Origin of the sequence: Litorivita sp. NS0012-18 (assembly GCF_040371945.1) — a bacterium.
Lineage (GTDB): Bacteria > Pseudomonadota > Alphaproteobacteria > Rhodobacterales > Rhodobacteraceae > Litorivita.
The window spans coordinates 246025-265423 of record NZ_BAABWS010000002.1 but is presented as its reverse complement, the minus strand read 5'-3'; the positions used below and the strand labels follow the sequence as shown (position 1 = coordinate 265423).

Here is a 19399-nt window from a genome sequence, read left to right as displayed (position 1 = left end):
CCCGAATTTTCGGCGCTGGCGGGCCGCATGCGGCCAAATCCGGCGGGTGCAAATCATGGCGGGATATAACGGAGGACAACATGACACATCTGACACGCCGCCATGCGCTTGGCCTGATGGCTGCTGCGGGGGCCGGACTTGCTGCGCCGGCTTTGGCATCGAACCGCAAAATCACCGTCGGCGCGCTGCGTTTTACCAGCCACGCCGCCAGTTTCGTCGCGCTGGAGCGCGGCTATTTCAAAGATGCCGGATTGGACGTGGAGCTCAAGTTCTTCCAAGCCGCGCAGCCCATGGCCGTGGCGATTGCCTCGGGCGATGTGGATTACGCCGTCACGGCCGTATCGGGCGGATTGGTCTCCTTGGCCGATAAGGGCGCGATCAAGGTGATCGGCGGCGCGCTGAGTGAAGAGGCGGGCATCGACGGGCAAAAGATCCTTGTCTCCGATGCGGCGTTTCAAGCCGGTGCCACCTCGCCCGCGATGCTGGACGGCAAGAGCTTTGGCATGAGCACCGCCGGATCCTCCTTCCACTACATGGGATCGAAAATCGCGGCCAAGGAAGGCATCACGCTCAAATTCAAGCCACTGCAAAAGGTCGGCGCCATCATCGGTGCGCTCAAATCGGGGCAGATCGACGCGTGGTCCATCGTGCCGCATATCGCCAAACCTCTCGCCGGATCGGGCGCGGTGCATATCATCGGCAATGTCTCCGATTACATCCCCGACTATCAGGTCACGACGACCTTTACCTCGGCCAAGAACGCCGCGGATGAGCGCGACATGACCGCCGCTTTCCTCGCAGGGTTTTCCCAAGGCGGCGCGGATTTCAACGCCGCCCTCGTGGATAAAACCAGCGGCGAGGCCGATGCGATGATCGATCTGATCCACAAATATGTCTATACCGACAAACCGCGCGAGGCGGCGGCGAAATCCATCGCCAATGGCGCGATGCGGATCAACGCGGGCGCGGCGTTGAACGTCGCCTCGATCAAGGATCAGCTTGATTGGTTCAAATCCGAAAATCTGGTGCCTGATGTGGCGCTGGAGACCTTGATCGATACGAGCTACGTCAAGACCCTGTGATCGCGGGGTCGCCTTTTTCGCGCGCGCCGGTTTCCATCGGCGCGCGTTTTCTCTGACTTCAAAGCAGGCCGCGCATGGATCTTCGCCTCGATGGCATTCACCATTCCTACGGGACGACCGAGGTGCTCTCGGATATCTCGCTTGATATTCCGGCGGGGCAGATCGTTTGCATCGTCGGGCCGTCGGGCTGCGGGAAATCCACGCTTTTGCGGTTTATCGGCGGGCTGGAGCAACCCACCCGCGGCGCGGTGCTGCAAGTCGGCACGCCGCCGGAGGGATGCCTGAACCCGCTGACTTACGTGTTTCAGGATTTTGCCCTGCTGCCGTGGCGCTCGGTGCGCGGCAATGTCGCCTTTGCCCTTGCCCCGCACGGGTTGGAGCGCGCCCGCGAAGACGCCATCATCGCCGATGTTCTGGCCCGCACCAAGCTGACCGATTTTGCCGATGCCTTGCCCAAACAAATCTCGGGCGGCATGAAACAGCGCGTTGCCATTGCCCGCGCCTTGGCCGTGCGCCCTGCGGTGATGCTGATGGACGAGCCGCTCTCGGCGCTCGACAGCCAGACGCGCGAATTGCTGATGGATGATCTGATCGCGCTTTGGACGCGCACGCCCTTCACCGCCGTTTACGTCACCCATAACCTCGCCGAAGCCGTGCGGCTGGGCCATAAAATCGTGGTGCTGTCGCGCCGCCCTGGCAAAATCCGCGAGGTGGTTGAAATCGAAACGCCGCTGGGCGCGCGCCGCTATGATGATCCCGAGCTGATCGAGGCCGAAACGCGTCTATGGCAATTGATGCGCGATGAGGCCGCCGCCGCCGATGCGGAGCTTTTGCATGTCTGATCGCGCCCCCGCCCCCGCCGCGCAGGCGCCTGCCCGTCAGGCCCCCGCCCCACAAGCCTCCTCCCCGCAAGCCTCCTCCCCGCAAGCCAGCGCCCCGATGGCTCAGGTCCGGTTTCGCGGCGGCGGCTTTGCCCCCTCCCCGATCCGCGGCATCGGGATTTTGGTGTTTGTGCTGCTGATCGGCTTGGCGGAATGGGGCACTCGGGTGGGGGTCATCACGCCGCTCACCCTGCCCCGCCCCTCGGATGTGTTTTCGACGCTGGTCGGGCTTTACCGCTCGGGCCTTTTGGCCGAGCATATGATCCCCTCGCTCACGCGGCTTTTGGTGGGCTCGGTGCTGGGCGTGTCTTTGGGCGTGTCGGTCGGCATCCTGATCGGCCTGTCGTCTTGGGTGCGGGCCGGAGTGGTGCCGCTGGTCGCGGCGCTTTTTCCGATCCCGAAAATCGCGCTCTTGCCGCTTTTCGTCATCTGGTTCGGCATCGACGAAGGGTCGAAATACGCGCTCATCGCCTTTGGCACCTTCACCCCGACGGTGGTGGCCACCTATGGGGCGGTCGATAATGTGGACCGCACATGGGTGCGCATGGCGCAAAGTTTCGACCATGGCTGGTGGTCGATTGTGCGCTCCGTGATCTTGCCTGGCGCGCTTCCGGGTATCTTGTCGGGGCTGCGCATCTCGCTGGCAATCGGGATCATCCTTTTGGTCGCCGCCGAAATGCTCGGGGCGGAATACGGCATCGGCGCCTATATCCTCGAGGCCGGATCGCTTTATGATCTGGAGCGGCTCTTTGCCGGCGTGGTGATCCTCTCGGCGCTTGGCGTCACGGTGAGCTTTGCCATCGGCCGATTGGAGCGGCGCTTGCTCAAATGGCGTATCTAGCCTTCTTTGGCCGCCTGACCTTCCGCCGCAGTTGACGCGCGGCGTAAAAAGATGATCGCCGGATTGGGCAGGTCGGCCTCGCGGATGGTGCGGGCAAGATCGCGCGCGGCGCAGGTGATCGCGCGTTGATCCGCATGGCCCGCCTTGCTGACGATGCGCACCTCGACCTCATCGGCAAAACCCGATCCGTCCAAAGTGGCTTGAATCTGCTGCGCCGCGCCGACGCCCATATAGATGCCGATTTGCGTGCCCGAGGTCAGATGCGACACCCAATCGGGCAAGGCCGCGCCCTCGCGCATGGCGCCGGTGGTCAGAACCAAAGTATCGGTCTTGCCGCGCTCGGTGAGGAAGTTGCCGGTGCACGCCGCCGCCGCGCTGGCCGCTGTCACGCCCGGGACGATTTCAAAGGGGATGCCCGCCATCGACAGGGCCTCGGCCTCTTCGGCGCCGCGTGCAAACACACCCGGATCGCCGCATTTGAGGCGCACCACGCGCTTGCCCTGTTTGGCCGCCGACACCAGCACGCCGTTGATCCGGTCTTGCGGCCAGCTATGCGCGCCAGGGGCCTTGCCGACAAACACCCGCTCGGCGTCGCGCCGCGCCAGTTCGAGCAATTGCGGATCGACCAACCGGTCGTAAAAGATGATATCGGCCTCTTGCAAACGCTGCACCCCGCGCAGGGTGATCAAATCGCGGCTGCCTGGCCCCGCGCCAACCAGCGATACGGGCGCGGCTTGAGGCGCCGCGAACTCGCCGGTGTTGATCGCCGCTTTGATAAGCTCCGCCGCCTCGCGTTCGGCCCCGCGCGCATGGGCATCGCGCGGCGCGCCCGAAAACACCCAGCGCCACAAATCGCGCCGCTGGCGCGGGCCAAGCCGGTGCGCCGCCGCCCCGCGCAGACGCCCGACCAAAGCCGCCAGATCGCCAAGCCGCGGCTCGAGCATTTCTTCCATGCGGGTCTTGATCTGGCGAGCGAGCACCGGAGCGGTGCCTTCGGTGCCGATGGCCACAACCACCGGATCGCGGTCGACGATCGAGGGGGTGATCGCATCGCATAGGTCGGGCTGGTCCACCACATTGGTCAGCGCGCCCGCGACTTGCGACAGATCATGCAGCGCCGCATCCATGCCAGGGCAACCGGTGGCGATAAACACCAAAGCCGCGCCGCGAAAATGCTCGGCTGTGATGGGCGATTGATCCAGACGGATACGGCCTTCGCCAACCAGCCCTTCAAGCTCTTCGTCGATCTCGCCCTGCGCCAGCAGGACAATCTCGGCCTCGGTCTTGAGCATCAGGCGGCTTTTTTGAGCGGCCTGCTCGCCGCCGCCCGCGATGACCACGCGCCGTCCGGCCATTTGCAAAAACATCGGGAAGGTTTTCATGCGCTCTCTCCGGTCAACACATGGCTTTTGTTGCGCTCGGCCCAAAGCCGCGCCGCCAATTGATCGGCGCCGGCCACGTCACCTGCGGCGCCCAGCGTATAAAGCGCAAGCCCCGCCGTGCCAATCACCGTCGCGGCGGCAAACTCATCCTCTTGCGCACCCGACCAAAGCGCGGCGGGGGTGATGTCCGGCGCCTCCGCCTCATGTAAGCGGCGCGTCTCATCCATCAAGGGGGGCGCGGCCACCTCGGTCTTGACGCCCGCGCGCAGACCATAGGCGAGCACCTCTTTGGACGGATGGCGCTCAAATTCGCCGCCGCCGCCCTTGATCACGCTGAGCGTCTGCCGCCCGAGCAAAAGCGAGGCATCCGATTGCAGATCACGGTAGGAGGGATGGAACACGCCTTGGACCGCCGCAGGGGCCGCCGAGGGATTCATCATCCGCGCAACCGTGTTGACGCAGGAACGCAGGTTGAATTTTGCCCGCAATTTCAACAGATCGAAAACCTCTGGCGAGAGCGCTTCGAGCGGCGTGTAGGCGATGCGCTCTTCGGCAAGGGCGGCTTTTGCCGCCTCCGGCGTCTCGCAGGTTTTGATCCCCAAGGGGCCAAGCGCATCGCGCACCGAGGCATTGGTGCCTTGATGCGAATTATAGCCGTGCAAATGCACGGGGTATCCCGCTTGCGCCACCAATTTGGCCGATAGAACGAACAAAGGCGCGCCGCGGGTGCGCCCCGCGGCAAAGCTTGGCCAATCGAGCGCCGCGCCAATGCCGCGCCACCCGCGCCCCGACAACCGCTCGCCCACGGCATCGACAAATCCGGCGATCTCGCCCGCGCTCTCGCCGCGATAGCGCATCAACATCAACAGCGCGCCCAAAGCCTCCGGCGCGGCCTCTGCGGCCAGAATAATGCGCATGGCCTCGGCGGCCTCGGCGCGCTCCAGCGATCGGGCACGGCCAGGGCCGCGGCCCAGAATTCGAACATAAGGCGCAAGGCTCATTCAGCGGCGACTTTCGACAGTTGGTTGGCCAATAGCGCGGCCAGTTCCGGTTTGCATGATCCGCAATTGGTGCCCGCGCAGGTTTTCGCGCCCAAAGCGTCAACCGTATTGGCGCCCTCGGCGATGGCCGATTTTAGCGTATTCACGCCGACATTGAAACACGAACATACCACTGCGCCCGGATCGGGACGATCCGCGCCCGGGCGGCCTGCGAGCGCTTCGAAAGCGGGGGTTTGCGTGCCGATGAGCGAGACCGCAAAGGCGCGCGCCACGGCAACCGGATCGGGCGCGGCAAACAGCAGCGCGGCAATGGTGCCATCGGCGTCGGTCAGGGCGATACGGGCGATGCCGCTGGCGCTGTCTTCAATAACGGTTGCATCGGCCGCAGACAGCCCCGTGATATCGCGCAATTCCTGTTCCCAATCTTTGGGCGTTTTGAAACCGGCGATTTCGGCCTGCCATCCGGTGGTGGTTCGGGCTTTGGCCACATAGGGGCGTTTGCAATCAATCGCGCCGCGCGCGGCGATGAAAGCATACCATCCGGCGCCAAAGGCTTCGGCCCGCACCGCGCCGCCTTTGGTCGCGGGCTGGCCCGAGACCGGATCGACCGCAGGGCCGATCAGCGGGTTGACGAGCCCCGAAGGCGCGAATTGTGCGGTCCAATGCATCGGCACGAAGATCTCGCCGCGCGCCACTTTGGAGGTGATCAGGGCGCGCAGCGTCGCGGTGCCGTAGGGCGAGGTCAGCGTGACCAACCCTGCCTCGCGCACCCCAAGGGCAAAGGCATCTTCGGGATGGATTTGAGCAAAGGGTTCGGCCAGATGCTGGCTCAGACGCGCGGATTTTCCGGTGCGTGTCATCGTGTGCCAATGATCGCGCACGCGGCCGGAGTTAAGCACAAACGGGTAGTCGGCAGGCGCGGCGGCGACTTGCGGCGCGGTGATCGGCAACATTTTGGCGCGCCCGTCGGCGTGATAGAACCCGCCCTTCGCAAAGAAGCGCCCGCCGCTCGGCTCGCCCTTGCGCACCGGCCATTTCACCGGCCATTGCACGGGGGCCAATGCATCATATTCGGCCTCGGACAGATCCCCCAGCCCCGAGATATCAAAATCGCGCCCAAACTGCGTGCCAAGCGCGGAGAGGGCGGCATATTCGCGAAACACATCGGCGGGGCCAGCATAATCAAACGCATCCGCCCAGCCCATGCGCGCGGCCACATCGCACAGGATTTTCCAATCGGGCCGCGCCGATCCGGGGGCCTGCATAAAGGGTCTTTGGCGCGAAATGCGGCGCTCGGAGTTGGTCACTGTGCCGGATTTTTCGCCCCATCCCGTGGCGGGCAGCAAGACATCGGCCAAATCGCCGGTATCGGTGCGGGCCATGATGTCGGTGACCACCGTGAAGGGCACGGTCTTGATCGCTTCGGCCACCTTGCCCGCATCGGGCAAGGAGACGGCGGGATTGGTCGAAATGATCCAAAGCGCCTTGATCTTGCCCGAGGCGCAGGCATCGAAGAGGTCCACGGCCTTGAGCCCCGCTTGGGTGCACATCGTCGGGCTGTCCCATGCCTGTTGCACGGCGGCGCGGTGATCGGCGTTTTCGATATCAAGGTGCCAGCCGAGCATATTGGCCAAACCGCCAACCTCTCGCCCGCCCATGGCGTTGGGCTGTCCGGTGACGGAAAACGGCCCCATGCCCGCGCGGCCGATCCGGCCCGTGGCAAGGTGGCAATTGAGGATGGCATTGACCTTATCAGTGCCGCAGACCGATTGATTGACCCCTTGGCTATAGACGGTGACCACTTTGGGCGTGTCGATCCACATCTCGCAAAAGGCGGTGATCTCGTCTTGGCTCAAACCGCTGAGCGCGGGATCGCTGGCGCGGGCGGCCTCGACGGCGGCCTCAAACCCGTTCACATGGGCGTCGACATAGGCCTCATCCTGCGCGCCGCGCCGTGCAATTTCGGCCAAGAGCGCATTGAACAGCGCCGCGTCGCCATCGGGCGCAATCGCCAGATGCAAATCGGCGATATCGCAGGTCGCGGTGCGGCGCGGGTCGATGTTGACGACGCGCATCTCGGGGCGGGCCTGTTTGGCGGCAACGAGGCGTTGATACAAAACCGGATGGCACCACGCGAGGTTTGATCCGGTGAGCACGACCAAATCCGCCTCGTCGAGATCCTCATAGGTTCCGGGCACGGTATCGGTGCCAAACGCGCGTTTGTGCCCCGCCACCGAGGAGGCCATGCACAGCCGCGAATTGGTGTCGATATTGGCCGAGCCGATATAGCCCTTCATCAGTTTATTGGCGACGTAATAGTCTTCGGTCAGCAATTGCCCCGAGACATAAAAGGCAACGCTATCAGGACCATGCTCGCGGATTGCGCGCGAAAACTGTCCGGCGACCAGATCAAGAGTGCTATCCCAATCCGCCTGTTTGCCGTGCACCACCGGATGCAGCAAACGCCCCTCCAGATCGACGGTTTCGCCCAAGGCCGAGCCTTTGGAGCAAAGGCGCCCGAAGTTCGCCGGATGGTCGGGATCGCCTTTGATCGAACCGTCTTGGCCTGCCAGAACCCCGCAGCCCACGCCGCAATAGGGGCATGTGGTGCAGGTGATCTTTGCGCGGTTTTGCGATGTTTTGCCCGCCATGTTGCTGCCTCTTGTGACTTGGGGTTGCTGGGGATGCGCGCGGCGGGATTATCCCGTCAAACTGCACCGCCCGCCATAGGGTTCAAGGGGCGGCGCCCCCTCATGCGCGGGGCCGAAAAGCAATTGCTCGCGCATCGCGCTGACATCCGCGCCGCTTTGGATCAAGGTAAAGAACCAGTTGCTATCATTGGTGTCGCCATACATCACCGCGCCGACAAGGCGGTTTTGCTCCAGAACAAGGCGCTTGTAGTTGCCGCCCTTCGGGTCGCGCAGGGTAATCTCCTCGCGCGCCTCGCCAGCGGCAAAATCGCCTGCGGAAAACAGATCGCATCCCGTGACCTTGAGCTTGGTCGAGACCTCTTTGGGCGCAAAAGCCGCCTGCCCGCCGGTCAGATGGGTGGCCAGAACCTCGGCTTGGTCATAGAGCGGCGCAACAAGGCCGAAAAGCGCGCCGCCATGTTCGACGCATTCGCCAAGGCCATATACGTCGGGCAGATTGGTGCGCATCTGGTCGTCGACAACGATGCCGCGCGCGACCTCGATACCCGCTTTGACGGCAAGGCCGGTGTTGGGGCGGATGCCCACAGCCATGACCAGAAGATCACAGGGCAATTCGCGCCCGTCTTCGAGGGCCAAGGCCCGCACATGGCCATTCTCGCCCAAAATCTCGCGCGAGTTGGCGCCGCAGATCACCTTGATCCCGCGATCGGTGAGCGCCTTGCGCAGCAAGAACCCCGCCGCCTCGTCCAATTGCCGCTCCATCAGATGGCCCATGAGGTGCACCACCGTGACCTGCATACCGCGCGCGGCAAGGCCTGCTGCGGCCTCAAGGCCCAACAGCCCGCCACCAATCACGACGGCTTTGGCCTGCGGTTTTTCGGCGGCTGCGATCATCGCATGGGTGTCTTCGAGATCGCGGTAGGCAATCACGCCCTCCAGATCACGCCCCGGCAAGGGGATGATAAAGGGCGACGATCCGGTGGCGATCACCAAACGGTCATAGGGCACCGCGCCGTTCGCGCCGGTGACGGTTTTCGCGCCCACATCAATGCCCGTCACCTGCTCGCCAAAGCGGCAAGTCACGCCATGCGCGCTATACCATGCCTCATCATGGGTGACGATCTCGGCGTAGCTCTTCTCGCCCGACAGAACCGGTGAGAGCATGATGCGATTATAGGTGCCGCGCGGCTCGGCATTAAACAGCGTGATGTCATAGGCGCCCGCATGATCGAGGCTGAGCCGTTCAACCAGCCGCCCCGCTGCCATGCCCGCGCCTATGATCACCAAACGCTGGGCCATTACGCGGCATCCTCTTTGGAGGCGGCTTTTTTGGCCGGTTTCGCGCCATGCTCGTATTCCTCAAGGAAATCAAGCACCTCTTGGCGGTAGGTATAGTAATCGGGATGCTCAAGCAGCGCCTTGCGGGTGCGCGGACGCGGCAGATCCACATCGACGATCTTGCCGATGGTGGCTTGCGGGCCGTTGGTCATCATCACCACGCGGTCCGCCAGAAGGATCGCCTCGTCCACATCGTGGGTGACGCAAACGGCGGTCACTTTGGTACGCGACCAAACCTCCATCAAGACCTCTTGAAGCTCCCAGCGGGTGAGGCTGTCGAGCATGCCGAAAGGCTCATCCAGAAGCAGCAGTTTGGGCGACAAAGCAAAGGCGCGGGCAATGCCGACCCGTTGCTTCATCCCGTTGGACATATCGGCGGCGGTGCTGTCCATGGCATCGGCCAATCCGACGCGCTCGAGGTAGTATTCCACCACATCTTGGCGCTCGGCGCGGCTGGCGGTCGGATAGACGCGGTCCACCCCGATCGAGCAGTTTTCCCGCGCGGTCAGCCACGGGAACAAGGAGGGCGATTGGAACACCACGGCGCGTTCGGGATCGGCGCCCATCACGGCGCGGCCATCAAGGCGGATCACCCCTTTGGAGATCGAATTTAGCCCCGCTGCCATGGTCAGAACCGTGGATTTGCCGCAACCCGAATGCCCGATCAGCGAGATAAACTCGCCGCGATTGAGCTTGAGATTGAAATCCTCGACCACGGTAAGCGGGCCTTTGGGCGTTGGGTAGATTTTGTGAAGCTGCGAGAAATCGAGGAAATTATTGTCGATCATCCCCTCTTGGGCCTTGGCCACCGCCGCAGGCACCCCGTGGATCGGCGTGACATTGGGCAAGGCGCGGCTTTCTTCGGCTTTGGCGTCGATCCCCACATCCATCAGATAGTTGGTCACCTGCGCGCGCAGCTTCTTGAACCCCTCGTCATGGTTCATCGCCATCCGGTCACGCGGGCGCGGGATGTCGACCTTGAACGCCTCTCCCAAAGTGCCGTCGGGATTGAGCGGGATAATCCGGTCGGCCAGAATGATCGCCTCGTCCACATCATTGGTGATGAGGATGACGGTCTTTTTGTCCTCTTCCCAGATTTGCAAAATCTCGTCGGCCAGATTGGCGCGGGTCAAAGCATCGAGCGCCGAAAGCGGCTCGTCGAGCAGCAACAGTTCCGGCGACAGGGCCAGCGCACGCGCCACGGCAACCCGTTGGCGCATCCCACCCGACAATTCCGCCGGACGGCGCTGCGCCGCGTGGCTCAGGCCGACCATTTTGATGTAATGGTCGATCTTTTCCTGTTTGGCCTTTTTGGAGATTTTCGGCGCCACCGCATCGACGGCAAGGCCGATATTGCCCGACACCGTCAGCCACGGCATCAGCGAGTAGGATTGAAACACCAATCCGCGCTCCGGCCCCGGGCCATCGATTTGCTTGCCTTTGAAGGTCACGGTGCCTTTGGTGGGTTTTTCCAACCCCGCCACCATATTCATCAGCGTGGATTTACCCGTACCCGAGAAGCCGAGAATGGCGAGAAACTCACCCTCCGGCACCTCAAGGTCGATGTCCGACAGCACTTGTTTGTATTGCGTGCCTTCGCCGAAGCCTTTGGAGACGTTATCGAATTTAAGAAAGCTCATATCTAGCCTCACCGGTTTGCGCTAAAGGTAAAGAGCTGTTGCAAGGCGAACATCACGCGATCCAGAAGGAAGCCGATGATCCCGATGGTGAAGACCGCAACCATGATTTTGGCGAGCGATTGCGACGAGCCGTTTTGGAATTCATCCCAGACGAATTTGCCCAACCCAGGGTTCTGGGCCAGCATTTCCGCTGCGATCAGAACCATCCAGCCCACACCGAGCGACAGGCGCAAACCGGTAAAGATCAGCGGCAAGGCCGAGGGCAGAACCAGTTTGGTGATCTTGGTCCATGTGCCCATTTTGAGGACTTTGGACACGCTCACGAGGTCTTTGTCGATCGAGGCCACGCCCAGCGCGGTGTTGATCAAGGTCGGCCAGAGCGAGCACAGCGTCACGGTGATGGCCGAGACAAGGAAGGATTTCGAGAACATGCCGTCATTGGTGGCATAGACCGCCGAGACGACCATGGTCACAATGGGTAGCCAAGCGAGCGGCGAGACCGGTTTGAAAATCTGCACAATCGGATTGATGGCGGCATTGGCGGTTTTCGACAAACCGGCGGTGATGCCCAGCGGCACGGCGACCACGGTGGCGATCAAGAACCCGAAGAAAACGGTTTTGATCGAGGTCCAGATCTGTTGGTAATAGGTCGGTTTGCCGGTGTAATCGCGGTATTTGACCTTATCCTCTTTGCCCGCTGCGATCAGCTTTTCGTTGCGCACATCCTGGCGCTCGTAAAACTGCACCTCTTTGTCTTTCTCGCGCAGGTGATCCTCATGCAGATTGCCGACCTGCTCCCAAACGGCCATCGGTCCCGGGATCGCGCCCAGCGAGGTTTGAACCCGCGGGGCGAGGTTCGACCACATGAAAAGGAACACCAAAATGGCGAGCAATGGCACGCCGAGTTGTTGCCAGATTTCTTTGGCCTGCGCGCGCGGGTTATCGCCTGCGATGGCTTTGAGGATCGGCGTGACCCACGGCAACCCGACGACCTTGAGCCATCCATCGGCTTTGTTGATGCGGGTAAAGGTCCGCGCGCGGCGGGCGTCTTTTGCGGCGCTGGCTGCGAGGGTATCGGGATCGGTGGCTGTCATGAAGCTGGTCCTTGGACGGGCAAAAGTTGGAAGTGAGAAGAGCCGCCCGCCCCGTCAATCAAGCAGGGCGGGCGATGATGCGAGCTTAGCCTTTGACTTCGTTGCCTTCGACGATCTGGCCGGATTTCAAACCGATCGGCAGGCTGTCGATATAGGCGTTGGGCGTTTTGCCGTCATAGGCAATGCCGTCGATGATATCGCCTGCGGGGGTCGGCGCTTTGTAGCCGTCTGTATCCCATGGGAAATCTTCCTCATTGGCGAGACCTTCGTCGACAAGGTGACGCGCCGCTTCGAGGTAAATCTCGGGCTTGTAAACGGATTTGGCGATTTCGTCATACCAGCTGTCGGGCTTGGCTTCGGCAATCTGGCCCCAACGGCGCATCTGCGTCAGATACCAAACCGCATCCGAATAATAGGGATAGGTCGCGTTGTAGCGGAAGAAGACGTTGAAGTCGGGAACCTCGCGCTTGTCGCCTTTCTCGTATTCGAATGTGCCGGTCATCGAGTTGGCAATCACCTCGTAATCGGCACCGACATATTCGGAGCGCGCAAGGATCTCGACCGCCTCTTCGCGGTTGGCGTTGTCATTCTCGTCCAACCAGATCGCGGCGCGGATCAAGGCTTTGGTCACGGCAATCGCGGTATTGGGGTTTTCCTGCTGGAAGGCGGCGGACATGCCAAAGACCTTTTCAGGGTTGTTTTTCCACAGCTCGTAATCGGTGATGACCGGAACGCCGATGCCTTTGAATACGGCCGCTTGGTTCCACGGCTCGCCCACGCAATAGCCGTAGATCGTGCCGGCTTCCATTGTGGCGGGCATCTGCGGCGGCGGGGTCACGGACAAGAGCACATCGGCGCCGATCTGGCCTGACACATCCGCAGGCGAATAGAAGCCCGGCTGCAAACCGCCCGCGGCGAGCCAGTAGCGCAATTCGTAGTTATGGGTCGAGACGGGGAACACCATACCCATGTTGAAGGGCTTGCCTTGGTCTTTGTATTTCTCGACCACGGGCTTGAGCGCGGAGGCCGAAATCGGGTGAACCGGCTTGCCGTTCTCTTCGGGGACGAATTCTTTCATCTGTTCCCAAATCTCGTTGGAAACGGTGATCGCATTGCCGTTCAGATCCATCGAGAAAGGTGTGATGATATGGGCCTCGGTGCCATAACCGATGGTCGCGGCCAGCGGCTGGCCTGCGAGCATATGCGCGCCGTCCAATGTGCCCGAGATCACCCCGTCAAGCAGCACTTTCCAGTTCGCCTGCGCTTCGAGTGTGACAAAGAGGCCCTCATCCTCGAAGTAGCCCTTTTCATAGGCCACAGCGAGCGGGGCCATATCGGTCAGTTTGATGAAGCCGAATTTCAGCTCGTCTTTTTCAACGTCGAGCATCTCTGCCATTGCGGGCGAAGCAATCAGGGCTGTCGTCGTCAGGGCCCATTTCAAAACTGTTTTCATTCGTTGGCTATCCTTTTGCTGTGAAGGCCTTTGCGGGCGCGTCAGGTCGGGAGGAAATAAAAAAGCCGCGCGATAGGATCTGCCGAGGGAGGGAGGCAAAGATCGTATCGAGCGGCGTTGCTCTTCTTGGCTGGCCCCCAACGGCGGGGGCTTTGAGTGCGGGCGATGCAGCGTCGCAAAGCCCTATGACAATGAGGCTACAGAATGGCGATGCCCTTTGGCGAGGGGCGCGCTTTGCATTTGCAGAAAGAAATCCAGAGAATTGCTGCATATGCACAAAAAATCATCACGAAACCTTGGAGGGGTCGAAAATCCGGCCGTCAAAGAATGCATCAGGCCCGAGAATCATCTTTCCGCGGGTCGACGAAACGGCCTCGGGCGCGGCCATCGCACCCTCAAGCTTTTCGGATGCGCCGGGCATATCGGCACCAATGGGGGCGAGATTCGCGCGGTAGAGATCGGCGCGAAAACAGGCTTTGGCGGTGCGGATCGCCGCAGCCGGATCAAGCCCGTGGCGGCGCGCCAGACCGTTGGCGATCCATGCTGCCTGACTGCGCCACGGGAAATTTGCCGCGCCTTGATGCAGGCACAAAAATTGCGGCACATGCACACCCAAAGCACGCGGGCGGGTGATGATCTGCCCCGCCAAAGCACGGTCGATCACTCCTGCGGGCAGGCCGAGGTGCTCGGAGCGCGCCAGAACCTCGGAGGCCAGATGCAGGTTGTCCTCTTGGCTGAGCCATTGCGAGGCGCGGTAAACGGCGCGCATCAGGCGTGCCGTCAGATCGGGATTGGCCTCGGCCCATTCGCGCCGCACGCCCAGCACCTTTTCGGGCGCAAAAGACCAGATCGCAGCACCAGGCAATATCAATTCCCCGACCTGCGCCTCGACCGCCATCGACCCCCAAGGCTCGCCCACGCAGAAGGCGTCGATCTCCCCCTCGGCCAAGGCCTCGGCCATCAAGGGCGGCGGAACGATATGCACGTCCAGAGCATGCTCGGTCTTCATGCCCAGCGCGCCAAGCCAATAGTGCAAAAGCTCCACATGCATCGAAAACGGGAAAGGCACGCCGACGCGCAAAGGCGCGCCAGCCGCCGCGATCAAAGCGCGGCCGGTCTCGTCCGGCGCGGTAAAGCGCCCACTCCACCCCGCGCCGCGCATCCGTTCGGCCAATTCGGTCGAAACGCCAATCGCGTTGCCATTGACCGACAGGACCATCAAAGCATCCACTTGCGCGGGCAAACCGCCCAAACCAAGCGACATGGCAATCGGCAGGGGCGAAAGGATATGGGCCGCATCAAGATGCCCCAAGGCCAGAAGATCGCGCAGCGCCGACCATGAGGGTTGACGCAAAAGCTGTAGGTTGATGCCTTCTTCGGCCGCGAAATTCATCTCGCGCGCCAAAATCAGCGGCGCGCTATCGACCAAGGGCACATAACCACAATTGAGCGTGGTGAGCTTTTTCATTGCAGTAGCTCCGTTGCGGTAATCAGTGCCTGCGCCACATCAATCAGTTTGCGGTTTTGATCCATCGCCGCCTTACGCAGCAGGGAATAGGCCTCGTCTTCGCCGATGCCTTTGGCTTGCATCAAGAGACCTTTGGCGCGGTCGATGGTCTTGCGCTCCGTCAGCGCCAGCTTGGCGGCATCCAGCTCGGAGCGCATTTGCGAAAACATCCGAAAGCGCGCGATTGCGGTTTCAAGCACCGGCTTGATCCGGTCCTTTTTCAACCCGTCCACGACATAGGCCGACAGCCCCGCCTTGATCGCCGCGCTGGTCATCCCGTCGTCAGAGCGGTCGACAAACATCGCAACCGGCCGCGTGCTGGCCCCCGAGGCCGCCGAGAGGTTCTCAAGCAAGTCCCGCGACGGATTGGCCAAATCGATCAAGACCAGATCAGGGTCGATCTCGGTCAGGCGGCGCGCAAGGGCGCGGGTTTCGCTCAGGACGACCACGTCGGTCCATCCGCCCTCGGCCAATCCTTGAAGGATTTCCGCCGCGCGCCCCGCATCCGCTTCGACCACCGCAATTTTCAAATCATCGCTCATGACCAGAGCAGTGCCCTGCCCGCCACGTCGCGCCAAGATCACGCAGGGCTTGCCGATGCGGCCCCGCAGCGCAGAAGGGGGAATGCCCAAATAACAGGCAGATCGCCTGAATTAACGGCGACGCGTGAAGGCGGCTATTTCACCGGAACGGTCACGCGAAACTGCACCGATTCCATTCCCGGATTGACGCTGGCAATATCGGCGTTGGAACGGTGATCGAAGACCAATCCGACGCGCACCCCGTTGCGTGCACGGTAACCAAGCTCAAGCCCCGAGCGAAATTCGACGTCATGGCCCAGATTTGGCCCGCCGCCACGCGCATAAACACCTGGCATCAATGACAGCGAAAGATAGGCGCGGTCGTTGAAAAAATTGCTCTCATGCGTTGCGCCAATCCCGACCCAAGCATCGCCGCTTTGGGTCACCGAAACCCCGACCGCCGGTTGGAAGGGGCCAAAGCTATGCCCGAAAGAATAGCGCAGATACGCCTCATGATCGATGTGCTTGTCTTGGAAAATAACTTCGCCCGCCGAGAGGCTGAACGCGGCCTGCGCATCCGAGCGCGCAAGGCAGCCGTCGGCGCAGTGGTTAAACCCCATATCGGCCAATCCGACCACGAGGAACAGTGCCGCCAAAGTTCCGTCCATATTACCCTGCCCTGTCAAATTATCTTCAATATATCACAGTGATAGGCGGTGCCGATTTTCATGTCACGCAAAACCCGATGATTTTTGCGACGGAAGTATTTTTGCGGTGCGTATCAGTCTTCGAGCGCGCAGGGTCCGGCTCCGGCGCAGTTTGCGCGCCGCGCATCGGGCTCCTGCGTCACCGATAGTCCGACCAAGGAGCCTCGCCCCATGACCACATTGCGCCGCTACGCCACCCCCATCACCATTGGCAGTTTCCTATTGATGGCTGTAACGGGCGTGTTGATGTTCTTTCACCTCAATTCCGGCCTCAACAAACTGGCTCATGAATGGATCGGATTGATCATGATCGCGGCGGTCCTGCTGCATGTGGCGCTCAACTGGCGCGCCTTCACGCTTTATTTCAAACGGCCTTTGGCATTGATCTTGATGGCGGGTTTTGCGGGCGCGCTATCGCTGTCGTTTCTTGATCTGGGCGCGAAACAACGCCTCGGGCGGCCCGATCTGGCGGCTGTTCGGCTGCTGGCGCAGGCTCCGGTTGAGGTCTTGGCCCCTGTTTTGGGGACGGACACCAAGGGGGTGATCAAAGCGCTCGAAGCGCGCGGCCATAGCGTGTTTGCCGGACAATCACTCGCTGACATCACAGGCGCCGAACTGCGCGCGCAGGCCGAGATGATTGCGCAGTTGAGCGCCGCTTTTGATGTAGCCGCAGGGGCAAATCGCGCGGGGCGCTAAGCTGGCAGCCGATTGACCACGATGATCAATAATGGCCGCGCCAGAAATCCAGAGCGAGGCAATGACCCTCCTCATCGCCTCGCTGAGCTGCGGGCTGCCTCCCCTCCTCAGGAGCCATGGCGGCGCAGGTATGATTGCGCGGCGAGCGCTATTTCAACCCGTCGAACATCGCTTTGTTGCGGCAATAATCGGGCGCGGTATCGGCCTGTGCGTGGGTGTTTTGCCACTGCGCGCAGGCCTGCGTATCGGTGCAAGCGTTACACCGCAGCACAGCGCCGCGATAGCTGCGCGCCCAATCCATCGCCGCGTCGCTGTCGGCCTGCGGCACGGCACCGACGCGCTCGGCCATGGCGGCAACCCGCTGGCTTACGACGCTGAGTTTGGTGAAAACCGTCATGATCATACATCCTTTGTGGTGCGGGACCGGCCCGCTTTGAGTTGGTTGTATATTTCATGGTTCGGACAAAACTGCGGGGCCGCTCTTGCATCCTCGACCTGCGCGCCAAGCCAGCTTTCGCAGGCGCTCACCTGCAGGCATTGGCGACACCGGTTGACCATATCGCAATACCCCTCCGCCGCCATTTCGCCCTCTATCACGGCCTCGCCCAAGGAAAGGTTCATGGCGCGCGCCACCGAGCGGGTCAGCCAGAAATGCCGGTTCGCATCACCTAGTCGCGCGATGGAAGCGGCGGTCATGCTTGCTCCCCTTGATCTTGCACAGGGCGTTTGGCGCGGCCATGGACAGCGGCGCCGTCACGGGCCTTTGCATCTTGCCCCCTTTTCAATGCCTCAAAGGTGACGCGGTTGTGGCACGTGGCAGGCGCCGCGCGTCCTTCGTCCTCTTGGGCGAGCCATTTCTCGCAGCCCTCGACCCAGTCGCAGCCGCGACACGTCTCGATGGTTTGCGCCCAGCTATCGCTGCCAAGATCACCCGCCTCGAAGGCGGCGTTCAAATCGACGGCGGCGGCGGCGGCCATACGCTGGACCAACCAGTAATGACGTTTGCGTGAACCAAGCGGATGCGGGGCGGACGTGGCTGAGGGGGTCATCTGAAACTCCGAAAGAAGCGAAACCTTTTGCTCTTGGCATATTGATCACATAGCGCGGGCCTCAATTGCGCACTTTGATCCGGATCAAGCGGGTGATTTCGCCGCCGCTTCATCCAATGGTCAGGTATTCCGGACTACCCCCCGAAGCCGCCCGCGGGATAAGATTTACCCATGCGACATTGCGCAATTATTTTCCGCGCAGAAGCGTCGTCATTTTTACGGCTCAAAATCTTTTAACTGACTGAATTTCAAAAATATAAAGACCATTCAAAATGACTTATGTTCCCTTCGACCTCACCGCGACAGAACTGCTCGGCATATTGGGGTTTTGCACCTATGTGTCCAATTACACGATGCTGACATTGCGGGTGATTTCGGCAGATTGCCTGCCCTATTTCTTTATCAACCTTTTTGCTGCGGGCCTCGTTTTGATCGGCCTGAGCGGCAGCTTCAACCTCGCATCGGCGCTGATACAGGGGTTCTGGATCGTGATTTCACTCGTTGGAATCGCCGTGCGTTTGCGCAGGCGGCGCGGGTTTCGCGATGCCAACCGCGCGGTCCTGCCGCTGCGCAGCGCGGCCTAGGCCACCTGCAATCACCTGCCCCCGGAAACAAAAAGCGCCCCGCCTTGGGTTTGGCGGGGCGCTTTTTCGTGTTCTTCGAGCGCGGATAAGACTGCGGCCTTTATAGCTTTGCCGCCTCGCGTCGCACGGTTTCAATACGCGCGGCGTTGGGCGGATGGGTGCCAAGAAAGCGGTTTCCCGGATCGGGGATACGGGTAAAGAACGCTGCTCCGCGCACGGGATCATAGCCTGCGCGCGCCGTGATCCGCGTGCCAAGCGCGTCAGCCTCAAGCTCGAAATCCTTGGAGTAGCTACGCGCCCCGACCGTGGCGCCGATATCTTGCGCCGCGCGCACGCCGGTCTCGCCCGCGCCGGTCAAGGCGGCAAGCCCCGCAAAGATCAGCGCACCTGCGGCGGCATTGGCCTGTGTGCGGGCGATATGGCCGCTGATGTGATGCGCCGCCTCATGCCCCATAACAAAGGCCAACTCGTCGGTGTTTTGCGCCATGCGGATCAGCCCGAGATTGAAGGCGATCACCGGACGGCCGTTTTTGTCCAATGTTTGAAAGGCGTTGGGCGGCTGGTTCGGGCGATCGTCAATGACGATCAGGAAATCGCAATTGGAGCGCGGGGCGCGGCGGCGGCATTCGGCCTCGGCCACGGGTTCGACGGTTTCGACCACCCGCACGAATTGGCGTGTGGCCTGCGAGGGGGTGATCTGTGCGGCGCTGCTAGCGGCAGGGGCGCTGCTTGTTTGCGGGCGCGGCGTCTCTGTCGGTGCGACACAGGCGGCCAGAAACGGCAGGGCAAGCAGGGAAAGGACGCGCATCGGTCACCTCATAAACGGACGGTGCCTTCTATTTAGCAGGTCTTGCGCCGCGTTCCAGCCTTTGCGCGCTGTGCCGCGCTCACATCTGCGCGCGCCGTTGGGCGGGGGCGTGATCTCTCGCGCCCTGCCCGCCCGATCTTGTGCGGCGGCGCGGGTCGGGGCCG

18 protein-coding genes and 1 pseudogene are annotated in these 19399 nt (G+C 61.8%); 5 read left to right on the top strand and 14 right to left on the bottom strand.

From position 1 onward, the window contains the following. The first annotated feature begins 80 nt into the window (after positions 1–80). The 3 genes from ABWV64_RS10950 to ABWV64_RS10940 all read left to right on the top strand — a co-directional run bounded on the left by ABWV64_RS10950 (position 81) and on the right by ABWV64_RS10940 (position 2804). On the top strand, positions 81–1082 hold the full coding sequence (locus tag ABWV64_RS10950; protein ID WP_353345119.1) for an ABC transporter substrate-binding protein: 1002 nt from the start codon (positions 81–83) through the stop codon (positions 1080–1082). A 74-nt stretch (positions 1083–1156) separates the two neighbouring features. Further along, positions 1157–1924, top strand: a complete 768-nt coding sequence (locus tag ABWV64_RS10945) for an ABC transporter ATP-binding protein (protein ID WP_353345117.1) — start codon at positions 1157–1159, stop codon at positions 1922–1924. Between the two features lie 97 nt (positions 1925–2021). Then, positions 2022–2804 carry an ABC transporter permease gene (locus ABWV64_RS10940; RefSeq protein WP_353345925.1) on the top strand — a complete coding sequence of 261 codons (783 nt, stop codon included), beginning with the start codon at positions 2022–2024 and terminating at the stop codon, positions 2802–2804. Here ABWV64_RS10940 and cysG read toward each other — a convergent pair. The 10 genes and pseudogenes from cysG to ABWV64_RS10890 form a co-directional block, all read right to left on the bottom strand. Continuing rightward, the gene (gene cysG, locus ABWV64_RS10935; protein WP_353345115.1) at positions 2801–4186 is read right to left on the bottom strand and encodes a siroheme synthase CysG; all 1386 of its coding nucleotides are present in this window, start codon (positions 4184–4186) and stop codon (positions 2801–2803) included. The two genes, ABWV64_RS10940 and cysG, sit on opposite strands and share 4 nt — an antisense overlap. Further along, a complete protein-coding gene (locus tag ABWV64_RS10930; RefSeq protein WP_353345113.1) occupies positions 4183–5187 on the bottom strand; it encodes a glycosyl transferase family protein in 1005 nt (334 codons plus the stop codon). Before ABWV64_RS10930 ends, cysG begins: the two co-directional genes overlap by 4 nt. Beyond that, a complete protein-coding gene (locus tag ABWV64_RS10925) occupies positions 5184–7838 on the bottom strand; it encodes a nitrate reductase (RefSeq protein WP_353345111.1) in 2655 nt (884 codons plus the stop codon). The genes ABWV64_RS10930 and ABWV64_RS10925 overlap by 4 nt, the downstream gene beginning before the upstream one ends. Before the next feature lie 57 nt (positions 7839–7895). Further along, positions 7896–9137 (bottom strand): annotated as a pseudogene (locus ABWV64_RS10920) (NAD(P)/FAD-dependent oxidoreductase); the annotation flags it as partial. Further along, positions 9137–10816: an ABC transporter ATP-binding protein gene (locus ABWV64_RS10915; RefSeq protein ID WP_353345109.1), complete on the bottom strand. Its 1680-nt coding sequence runs from the start codon at positions 10814–10816 to the stop codon at positions 9137–9139. The pseudogene ABWV64_RS10920 and the gene ABWV64_RS10915, both read right to left, overlap by 1 nt. Before the next feature lie 8 nt (positions 10817–10824). Further along, positions 10825–11910 (bottom strand): ABC transporter permease, encoded by a 1086-nt coding sequence (locus ABWV64_RS10910; protein WP_353345107.1) that lies wholly within the window; start codon positions 11908–11910, stop codon positions 10825–10827. Positions 11911–11995: 85 nt separating this feature from the next. Next, on the bottom strand, positions 11996–13363 hold the full coding sequence (locus ABWV64_RS10905; protein WP_353345105.1) for a CmpA/NrtA family ABC transporter substrate-binding protein: 1368 nt from the start codon (positions 13361–13363) through the stop codon (positions 11996–11998). Between the two features lie 286 nt (positions 13364–13649). Then, a complete protein-coding gene (locus ABWV64_RS10900; protein ID WP_353345103.1) occupies positions 13650–14831 on the bottom strand; it encodes a CmpA/NrtA family ABC transporter substrate-binding protein in 1182 nt (393 codons plus the stop codon). Then, positions 14828–15412: an ANTAR domain-containing response regulator gene (locus tag ABWV64_RS10895; RefSeq protein ID WP_353345101.1), complete on the bottom strand. Its 585-nt coding sequence runs from the start codon at positions 15410–15412 to the stop codon at positions 14828–14830. Before ABWV64_RS10895 ends, ABWV64_RS10900 begins: the two co-directional genes overlap by 4 nt. Positions 15413–15546: 134 nt before the next feature. Beyond that, on the bottom strand, positions 15547–16059 hold the full coding sequence (locus ABWV64_RS10890) for an acyloxyacyl hydrolase (RefSeq protein WP_353345099.1): 513 nt from the start codon (positions 16057–16059) through the stop codon (positions 15547–15549). 210 nt (positions 16060–16269) lie between these two features. On the opposite strand from ABWV64_RS10890, the gene ABWV64_RS10885 reads away from it, so the two are divergent. Then, positions 16270–16794: a DUF4405 domain-containing protein gene (locus ABWV64_RS10885; RefSeq protein WP_353345097.1), complete on the top strand. Its 525-nt coding sequence runs from the start codon at positions 16270–16272 to the stop codon at positions 16792–16794. Between the two features lie 148 nt (positions 16795–16942). Here ABWV64_RS10885 and ABWV64_RS10880 read toward each other — a convergent pair whose 3' ends face one another. Genes ABWV64_RS10880 through ABWV64_RS10870 form a run of 3 tightly spaced genes read right to left on the bottom strand, consistent with a single transcriptional unit; the run spans position 16943 to position 17843 of the window. Next, on the bottom strand, positions 16943–17191 hold the full coding sequence (locus ABWV64_RS10880; protein WP_353345095.1) for a DUF6455 family protein: 249 nt from the start codon (positions 17189–17191) through the stop codon (positions 16943–16945). A gap of 2 nt (positions 17192–17193) precedes the next feature. Further along, positions 17194–17490, bottom strand: coding sequence for a DUF6455 family protein (locus tag ABWV64_RS10875; RefSeq protein ID WP_353345093.1), 297 nt, complete (start codon positions 17488–17490; stop codon positions 17194–17196). Further along, positions 17487–17843 (bottom strand): DUF6455 family protein, encoded by a 357-nt coding sequence (locus tag ABWV64_RS10870; protein WP_353345091.1) that lies wholly within the window; start codon positions 17841–17843, stop codon positions 17487–17489. Before ABWV64_RS10870 ends, ABWV64_RS10875 begins: the two co-directional genes overlap by 4 nt. Before the next feature lie 272 nt (positions 17844–18115). Here ABWV64_RS10870 and ABWV64_RS10865 point away from each other — a divergent pair, with 272 nt between their 5' ends. Then, positions 18116–18427: a CBU_0592 family membrane protein gene (locus ABWV64_RS10865; protein WP_353345089.1), complete on the top strand. Its 312-nt coding sequence runs from the start codon at positions 18116–18118 to the stop codon at positions 18425–18427. A gap of 100 nt (positions 18428–18527) precedes the next feature. Here ABWV64_RS10865 and ABWV64_RS10860 read toward each other — a convergent pair whose 3' ends face one another. Further along, a complete protein-coding gene (locus tag ABWV64_RS10860; RefSeq protein WP_353345087.1) occupies positions 18528–19235 on the bottom strand; it encodes a M48 family metallopeptidase in 708 nt (235 codons plus the stop codon). Between the last annotated feature and the right edge of the window lie 164 nt (positions 19236–19399).